This is a genomic window from Serratia sp. 506_PEND (assembly GCF_001076875.1).
Lineage (GTDB): Bacteria > Pseudomonadota > Gammaproteobacteria > Enterobacterales > Enterobacteriaceae > Serratia > Serratia marcescens.
On record NZ_JVEL01000111.1, the window covers coordinates 1 to 7,158 of the forward strand.

Genomic DNA, 7,158 nt, shown 5'->3' on the forward strand with positions numbered 1-7,158 from the left:
AAGAGCAGGACCGCCGCCTGCTGCTGCAGGTATTTCCGGCGGTCGGCGAAGTGTATCAGGCCACCGAAGGATTTCTTGCCGCGACCTGCGCGCACGGTACGCTGCATCTGAACGAAGAGTTTTTGCATATCGAACCGCAGTGGATCGACGAACGGCGTTTTACGCCGTTGATCACCGACTTTACCCGCAGCACGCAGCCGATCGTGCGTTATCGGCTGGACGATGTACTGGTGCTGCGCAAAGAACCCTGCCCGTGCGGGCAACCGACGCGGGCGATCGCCCGTATCGAGGGGCGGCGCGACGATCAGCTGATGCTGCCCGATGCGCAGCGGCAACCGCAGGCGGTGTTCGCCGATGCCTGCAGCCGAACGATCGCCAATGCGCTGCCGCTGACCAGCGATTACCGCCTGATCCAGCGCGGCGAACGGCGGTTGGAATTGATTGCCGATTGCAGCCCGGCGGCGTTGGCGCATTGTCAGGCGCAGCTGATCGCGCTGTTCGCTCGCCAGGGCATCGCCACCGAGCGCCTCGAATGGCGGCTGACGGCGCAGACGGTACTGCCGCAGTTTGATCGCAAGCGGCGGCGCATCGTTCGCCAGGCGGAGGAAACATGAAAAATACGCTGTTCAGACTAGGGCACATGTTGCTCGGCTGGGGCACGGTCGGGGTGGTGTATAGCCTGACCGATCGCTTGCAGGGAGCGGGAACCTTGCTGCCGCCGTCGGCGCTTGACCGGGCGATCCCGTTCAGCCCCACGGCCATCTGGCTCTATCTCTCTTTCTTCCTCATCGTTCCGGCGGGTTATCTGCTGGCGCCGCTGCAGCGGGTCACATGGCTGACGCGGGCGATGCAGCTCACCGCGCTGGGCGCCGGGGCGGTTTATCTGCTGTGGCCGACCAGCATGGCTTATCCGCAGAACGATGGCGTCGGGATCAGCGCGCAACTGCTGGCGGCGTTAACCCAGGTGGACTCGCCGCAGAACTGCCTGCCTTCGCTGCATATGGCGCTGACGGTGCTGGCGGTGTGGGCGCTGAGCGACGGCGAGCGCAAAGTGCGCACGGCGCTGTGGATGCTGTGGGGCGTGGCGATCGCGTTCTCGATTCTGCAACTGCGCCGGCATTTGTTTGTCGATTTGGCCGGCGGCGCGCTGCTGGCGCTGTTCGCCGGCTGGCTGGCCCTGCGCATGAACACCCTGCGCCGGCGCGTGGTTAAAGGAGAAGTGGGATGAGCGATCTGGCATTGCCGATAGTGTTCATGCTGTTCATCGTGGTGGCCGAGGCGGTGGCGCTGCAGTGGGGGCGTCGCGAGCCGGTCAACTGGCACGATCTGGTGTTCAACCTGAACTCCGGCCATATCATGCTGTGGCTGTTCCGCGGGCTGGAGATCACCTGCTACGGCTACGTGGCCGCGCATTTCAGCCTGGGGCTGCTGGACGCCTGGCCGCCGCTGTTGATGTGGCTGTTTGCTTTGCTGGCGTGGGACTTCGGTTTTTACTGGCTGCACCGTCTGCATCATCGTTTCCGCCTGCTGTGGGCGGTGCATGTGGTGCACCATCAGGGCGAGCATTTCAATCTGTCGCTGGGGGTGCGCAACTCTTGGTATTCGTCACTGACGTCCATCCCGTTCTTTTTGCTGCTGGCGCTGGCGGGCGTGCCATTGCCGGTGTTCGTCGCGGTCTCGATTTTTCACTACAGCATTCAGCTGTTCAATCACAACGCGCTGACGCCGAAGCTTGGCGTGCTGGAAAAAATTCTGGTCACGCCGGCGCACCACCGGGTGCACCACGTCAAGGATATGGCGTATTCCAATAAGAACTTCGGCGGCAGCTTTATCTTCTGGGACAAGCTGTTCGGCACCTTCTGCCCGGCGTTGCCGACCACGCCGTTCAGCTATGGCGTCAGCGGCGACAGGCCATCCGCCAACCCGTTCTGGGCGAGCAATCTGCCGTTCCTGCGCTATTTCCGTCTGGCATGGCGCCCGGCGCCGGGCCGGCCACGCGACCGCCGTTCGGCGCTCAGCGTATTCAGCGGCGCCATGCTGCTGTTCTCGCTGGTGGTCGGTTACGTCTACCAATACGGTTACGGCTACGGCGACATCAGCTGGCCGCAAATGGCGCTGCTGGTGCTGCTGGCGTTGGGCTCGGTGGCGCTGGGCGGCATGACGGAAGGGCGATCTTGGGCGAGCGCCGTCTGGTTGCTGGTCGCGTTGGGCATGCCGCTGCTGTTTATCGGCTATCTTGGCTGGCCGCAGCGCTATTGGCATATCGCCATGGCCGCCGTGGCGTTGCATGCTCTGTGCGTCGCGCTGGGCTGGGGACGGGGGGCCGCATCGGCCGCCGTGGAGGAACCGCATGGCTGAGTCATTGCCGCCGCTGCGTTTTCCCGCCGATGGCGAGCAGGCGTTTCATCGCGATCTCAAGCGCGCGGCGCACGCCTGCCTGGCGGGCGATCATCGCTATGCCGATGCCGCGCGGCTGGTCAAGGCCGCGCTGTTGTTGGCGCTGTGCGCCGGGTTTTACGCGCTCAGCCTGATGCAGCATCAGCCCTGGGCGTTTTTCCTCTGCTATTTCCTGTTCGTGACCATGGGCATGCTGCTCAACGTCAACGTCAACCACGATGCTTCGCATAACGCCTTCCTGCGTGCGCCCTGGGCGAATCGCCTGGTGGGGCGACTGGTGACGCTGCCGCTGGGCGTCGATCCGGACTACTGGCGCACACGGCATGTGGATTACCACCACGTTTACGCCAACGTCGAACACTACGATCTGGATACCGAAGAGAACGGGTTTTTCCGCCAGACGCCGTTCCAGCGCTGGCGGCCCCATATGCGCTATCAGCATCTGTACTGGCCGCTGATCGCCGCGCTTTCCTTGCCCTATATCGCCTGGATTTTCGATTGGTCCGATCGGCTCGATAAAACGCCGCTGCGGGAAAAATGCGTGCTGGCGGGGCGCGGCGGTTGGGCGCTGTTTGTGCTGTGCAAGCTCGCGCATCTGGCGCTGGTGCTGGTGGTGCCGCTGATCGTGGGCCACCTGCACGGCATCGGCTGGGGCTGGGTGCTGTTGGCTTACGCGCTCAGCCAGATGTTTGCCTCGCTGCTGGTGGTGTTCCTGCTGCTGGGCACCCACTGGGCGCAGGCCGAGTTTTACCCGGCGCCGACGGGCGACAGCATGCCGCAAGGCTGGTACCGGCACAATTTCGCCACCGCCTGCGACTGGCAGCCCGAACCGCGCTGGCTGGAGCACCTGACCGGCGGGCTGAACTATCACCTGACCCATCACCTGTTTCCCGGCTGGAATCACCGCCACTATCCGGCGCTGGCCGCCGCGGTGGCGGAGATCGCGCAGCGGCACGGCATGGCATACCGCTGCATCGGCTATCGCGAACTGCTGGCGCAACAACAGCGCTTCTTGCGCCGGATGGGGCAGCCATGAAACCGCTGCGCCCGTTAGCCTATCGGCGCGACGACAGCGGGTTGCACCGCGCGCTGATGCAGGCCGCCCAGCACTATCTGGCGGCCAACGGCGATCACCGTTTCGCCGACGGGGGCATGCTGGCGAAGGTGGCGCTGTTGTTGGCGCTGTGCGGCCTGTGTTATGGGCTGAGCCTGCAGCAGCAAAACGGCTGGGCGTTTTTCGCCTGCTATTTCGGCTTTATCTTTATCGGCATGTTCCTGACGGTGAACGTGGTGCACGACGCCTCGCACAACGCGTTTTTCCGTCGGCCCTGGGCCAACCGTTGGCTGAACGCCCTGGTGAGTGTGCCGCTGGGACTGGACCCCGACTGCTGGCGCGTGCGCCACGTGCTGTTCCATCATGCCCATAACAATATCGAACATTACGATCCCGACATCGACGCCAACGGCGTGCTGCGGCAAACGCCGTTCCAGCGCTGGCGGCCCTTTATGCGCGCCCAGCGTTACTATTGGCCGCTGGTGGCGGCGCTGACGTTCCCGTACTACATCTGGCTGTTCGATTGGCTGGACCGAGCGGGCCGCACCCGCGTGGCGGCGCGCATGGCGCAGCAGGGCGCGCGCGGCTGGTGCGGGTTTCTGGCGGGTAAGGCGGCGCACCTGCTGCTGGCGCTGGCGATCCCGTGCTGGCTGCTGCCGCCGGCCATCGGCATCGGGCAAATCCTGCTGGTCTACTTGCTGAGCCAGATGCTTTCTTCATTGCTGTTCGTGATGTTGATCATCGGCACCCACTGGGCCAAAGCCAATTTTTATCAGGCGCCGGCGCAGGGGGCGATGCCGCACGGCTGGTATCACCACGTGTTCGCCACCACCTTCGACTGGCTGACCCGGCCGCGCTGGCTGGGATACTGGCTCGGCGGGGCGAACCTGCATTTGACGCATCATCTGTTCCCGCACTGGAGCCACCGCCATTACCCGGCGCTGAGCCGCATCATCTGCGAGGTGGCGCCGCGTTTCGGCATCGACTACCGCCTGCTGGAACTGGAGGAGCTGCTGCGTCTGCAGCAACGTTTCCTCAGCGCGATGGGGCGCAAGCCGCAATAGCGTTGCATGCGGATTGTGCGAGGCGTTACGCAGTTCACTAATTGAACGATATTTGCCCTTCCAGTAGACTTTCCCCCTGTAAATCAACGGCCACAGGAGGTGGAGTATGCGCAGCTTGCCGATTCGGTTATCGAACAAAATTGATGATGATCTGAACGATATCGCCCGGCGTCACGGGATGGAAAAAACCGAGGTCATCAAAATGGCGTTTGCACTGATTACCATTGCCGATAAGTACTGGATGAAACAGGATGGTACTTCTCTTGGCATTGTACGGGAGAATGGTGAACAGCTTGAAGCGGTGGGGCGGGTCGTGGGGGTCTTCCCATGAACATCGAAAGCCGTAATCTGCGCGATGAGGCCAGCCAGGTTTATCTGGAGCAGGTCTTGGTCTTCGACGAAATGGAGCGGCTGCGCCTGGCGCGCCAGGTGCTGTGCGGGATATTCGCGGTCAGCGTGGGCGTATTCGCCGCCCACGCGTATTGGGAGAAAAACGAAGCGCTCGGACAAGTTTTCGAACTGGTGAAGATCGGCGCCTTGCCGCTGGTCACGCTGGTGGTCTCTTTTTACTTTCCCAACAGCGCGTCCAGATAAGGCGCCGCGTCAATGCGACTTCATGCCCGCCGCGGTCATCAGCAGGCGGAACAGCGAGGCGACCACGAACAGCCCCAGCACGCTGGCGCTCCAGATGATCACCAGCCAACCGATGCGTTTCCACCAGGGCGCCGGAGCGGCTGCTGCCGTTTTATCTTGCATAGCGTCCTCCCTCCTCAGTGATAGCCGTGTTCATGGCTGATCTTGCCGCGGAACACGTAGTAGCTCCAGAAGGTGTAGACCAGAATGATCGGGATGATGAACAGCGCGCCCACCAGCATAAAGCCGAGGCTCTGCGGCGGCGCGGCGGCGTCCCACAGGCTGATGGCCGGCGGGATCAGGTGCGGCCAGATGCTGATGCCAAGCCCGCTCAGGCCGAGGAACACCAGCAGCAGCGTCAGCATGAACGGCGAGTAGTGCGCGCCGCGTTTCACCCCGCGGTGAATGCCCCAGGCGCTGAGCAGCACCAGCAGCGGCACCGGCAGCAGCCAGAACAGGTTAGGCAGCGTAAACCAGCGGGCGGCGATTTCCGGATGGGCGATCGGCGTCCAGACACTGACCGCAGCCAGCACCAGCAACAGGATCGCCAGCAGCGGCGTCGCCAGGTGATACATGCGCGCCTGCAGATCACCGGCGGTTTTCATCACCAGCCAGGTGCAACCAAGCAGGGCGTAGGTCACCACCAGCCCCAGCCCGCAGAACAGCGCGAACGGCGTCAGCCAGTCCAGCGCGCCGCCGGCGTAGGTGCGGCCTTCGACCGGGAAGCCGTTGATCACGGCGCCCACCACCACACCCTGGCTGAAGGTGGCGAACAGTGAGCCCCAGATAAACGCCTTGTCCCAGATATGGCGCTTCTCCGGCGTCGCTTTGAAGCGAAACTCGAAGGCCACGCCGCGGAAAATCAGCCCAATCAGCATCAGCGTCAGCGGGATCGCCAGCGCGTCGAGGATCACCGAATAGGCCAGCGGGAAGGCGCCGAACAGCGCCGCGCCGCCCAGCACCAGCCAGGTCTCATTGCCGTCCCACACCGGGGCGACGGTGTTCATCATCAGATCGCGGTCGCCGCTCTCTTTCACCCACGGAAACAGGATGCCGATGCCCAGGTCGAAACCGTCCATCACCACGTACATCATGGTGCTGAACACGATGATGACAAACCAAATCAGCGGAAGATCGATACCCATGTTCAGCTCCTGTCGTCCAGAGTGTCGTTGACCGCGGACAGCGGACGCGCCGGGCGGCCCTCGGTATTGTCTTCTTGGTGTTCATGCGGCTGCGGCCCTTTGCGGATCAGGCGCATCATGTAGGAATACCCCACGCCGAACACCGAGCAGTAGACGATAATGAACGCCAGCAGGCTGATGCTCATGTGCAGATCGCCGTGCGCGGAGACCGCATCCTTGGTGCGCAGCAGGCCATACACCACCCACGGCTGGCGGCCTATCTCGGTGGTGAACCAGCCCGCCAGCAGCGCCAGCAGTCCGGAAGGCCCCATCCACAGAATGAAGTACAGGAACGGACGCGACTGATACAGCCCGCCGCGCCAGCGCAGCCACAGGCTCCACACCCCGGCCAGAATCATCAGCATGCCCAGCCCGACCATGATGCGGAACGACCAGAACACCACGGTGGAGTTGGGGCGATCTTCCGGCGGAAAGGATTTGAGCGCCGGCACCTGCTCGGTCAGGCTGTGCGTCAGGATCAGGCTGCCGAGGTAGGGCACCTCCAGCTTGAAGCGGGTCTCTTCACGCTGCATGTCCGGCCAACCGACCAGGATCAGCGGCGTGGCTTCGCCCGGCGGGTTTTCCCAGTGGCCTTCGATGGCGGCGATCTTCGCCGGCTGATGTTTCAGCGTATTCAGGCCGTGCGCATCGCCGATCATCGCCTGCACCGGCGCGACGATCAGCGCCATCCACATCGCCATCGACAGCATTTTGCGCATCGCCGGGGTATCGCGGCCACGCAGCAGGTGCCAGGCGGCGGAGGCGCCGACGAAGAACGCCGAGGAGAGGAAGGCGGCGGTGGACATGTGCAACAGGCGGTACGGGA

Annotated in this window: 9 protein-coding genes and 1 pseudogene; 7 read left to right on the top strand and 3 right to left on the bottom strand. The window is 63.5% G+C overall.

Annotated elements, in window-relative coordinates; genetic code table 11:
- The 7 genes and pseudogenes from ADK28_RS03250 to ADK28_RS03280 form a co-directional block, all read left to right on the top strand.
- Positions 1-614, top strand: a pseudogene (locus ADK28_RS03250) (CoF synthetase); the annotation flags it as partial.
- On the top strand, positions 611-1,228 hold the full coding sequence (locus ADK28_RS03255) for a phosphatase PAP2 family protein (RefSeq protein WP_048794871.1): 618 nt from the start codon (positions 611-613) through the stop codon (positions 1,226-1,228). The pseudogene ADK28_RS03250 and the gene ADK28_RS03255, both read left to right, overlap by 4 nt.
- The gene (locus ADK28_RS03260) at positions 1,225-2,358 is read left to right on the top strand and encodes a sterol desaturase family protein (RefSeq protein ID WP_048794872.1); all 1,134 of its coding nucleotides are present in this window, start codon (positions 1,225-1,227) and stop codon (positions 2,356-2,358) included. Before ADK28_RS03255 ends, ADK28_RS03260 begins: the two co-directional genes overlap by 4 nt.
- Positions 2,351-3,433 (top strand): fatty acid desaturase family protein, encoded by a 1,083-nt coding sequence (locus ADK28_RS03265; RefSeq protein WP_048794873.1) that lies wholly within the window; start codon positions 2,351-2,353, stop codon positions 3,431-3,433. Before ADK28_RS03260 ends, ADK28_RS03265 begins: the two co-directional genes overlap by 8 nt.
- Complete coding sequence (locus ADK28_RS03270) at positions 3,430-4,515, top strand: acyl-CoA desaturase (RefSeq protein ID WP_048794874.1); 1,086 nt, start codon at positions 3,430-3,432, stop codon at positions 4,513-4,515. The genes ADK28_RS03265 and ADK28_RS03270 overlap by 4 nt, the downstream gene beginning before the upstream one ends.
- Positions 4,516-4,621: 106 nt before the next feature.
- Positions 4,622-4,846, top strand: a complete 225-nt coding sequence (locus ADK28_RS03275; protein WP_048794875.1) for a hypothetical protein — start codon at positions 4,622-4,624, stop codon at positions 4,844-4,846.
- A complete protein-coding gene (locus tag ADK28_RS03280) occupies positions 4,843-5,109 on the top strand; it encodes a hypothetical protein (protein ID WP_048794876.1) in 267 nt (88 codons plus the stop codon). Before ADK28_RS03275 ends, ADK28_RS03280 begins: the two co-directional genes overlap by 4 nt.
- Positions 5,110-5,118: 9 nt before the next feature.
- Here the strand turns inward: ADK28_RS03280 and ADK28_RS29655 are convergent, their stop codons facing one another.
- From ADK28_RS29655 to ADK28_RS03290, 3 genes are all read right to left on the bottom strand, one after another.
- On the bottom strand, positions 5,119-5,271 hold the full coding sequence (locus ADK28_RS29655; RefSeq protein WP_004934619.1) for a DUF2474 domain-containing protein: 153 nt from the start codon (positions 5,269-5,271) through the stop codon (positions 5,119-5,121).
- 14 nt (positions 5,272-5,285) lie between these two features.
- Entirely contained in the window at positions 5,286-6,293 is a 1,008-nt protein-coding gene (cydB, locus tag ADK28_RS03285) for a cytochrome d ubiquinol oxidase subunit II (protein WP_016927375.1), read from the bottom strand.
- A 2-nt stretch (positions 6,294-6,295) separates the two neighbouring features.
- Positions 6,296-7,158: cytochrome ubiquinol oxidase subunit I (locus ADK28_RS03290; RefSeq protein WP_048794877.1), on the bottom strand; the 863-nt coding region annotated here is incomplete at its 5' end.

Excerpts from the sequence above, each read along its gene's own strand:
- ADK28_RS03255 (WP_048794871.1), top strand. The coding sequence starts at position 611 with ATGAAAAATACGCTGTTCAGACTAGGGCACATGTTGCTCGGCTGGGGC.
- ADK28_RS03260 (WP_048794872.1), top strand. The coding sequence starts at position 1,225 with ATGAGCGATCTGGCATTGCCGATAGTGTTCATGCTGTTCATCGTGGTG.
- ADK28_RS03265 (WP_048794873.1), top strand. The coding sequence starts at position 2,351 with ATGGCTGAGTCATTGCCGCCGCTGCGTTTTCCCGCCGATGGCGAGCAG.
- ADK28_RS03270 (WP_048794874.1), top strand. The coding sequence starts at position 3,430 with ATGAAACCGCTGCGCCCGTTAGCCTATCGGCGCGACGACAGCGGGTTG.
- ADK28_RS03275 (WP_048794875.1), top strand. The coding sequence starts at position 4,622 with ATGCGCAGCTTGCCGATTCGGTTATCGAACAAAATTGATGATGATCTG.
- ADK28_RS03280 (WP_048794876.1), top strand. The coding sequence starts at position 4,843 with ATGAACATCGAAAGCCGTAATCTGCGCGATGAGGCCAGCCAGGTTTAT.
- ADK28_RS29655 (WP_004934619.1), bottom strand. The coding sequence starts at position 5,271 with ATGCAAGATAAAACGGCAGCAGCCGCTCCGGCGCCCTGGTGGAAACGC.
- cydB (WP_016927375.1), bottom strand. The coding sequence starts at position 6,293 with ATGGGTATCGATCTTCCGCTGATTTGGTTTGTCATCATCGTGTTCAGC.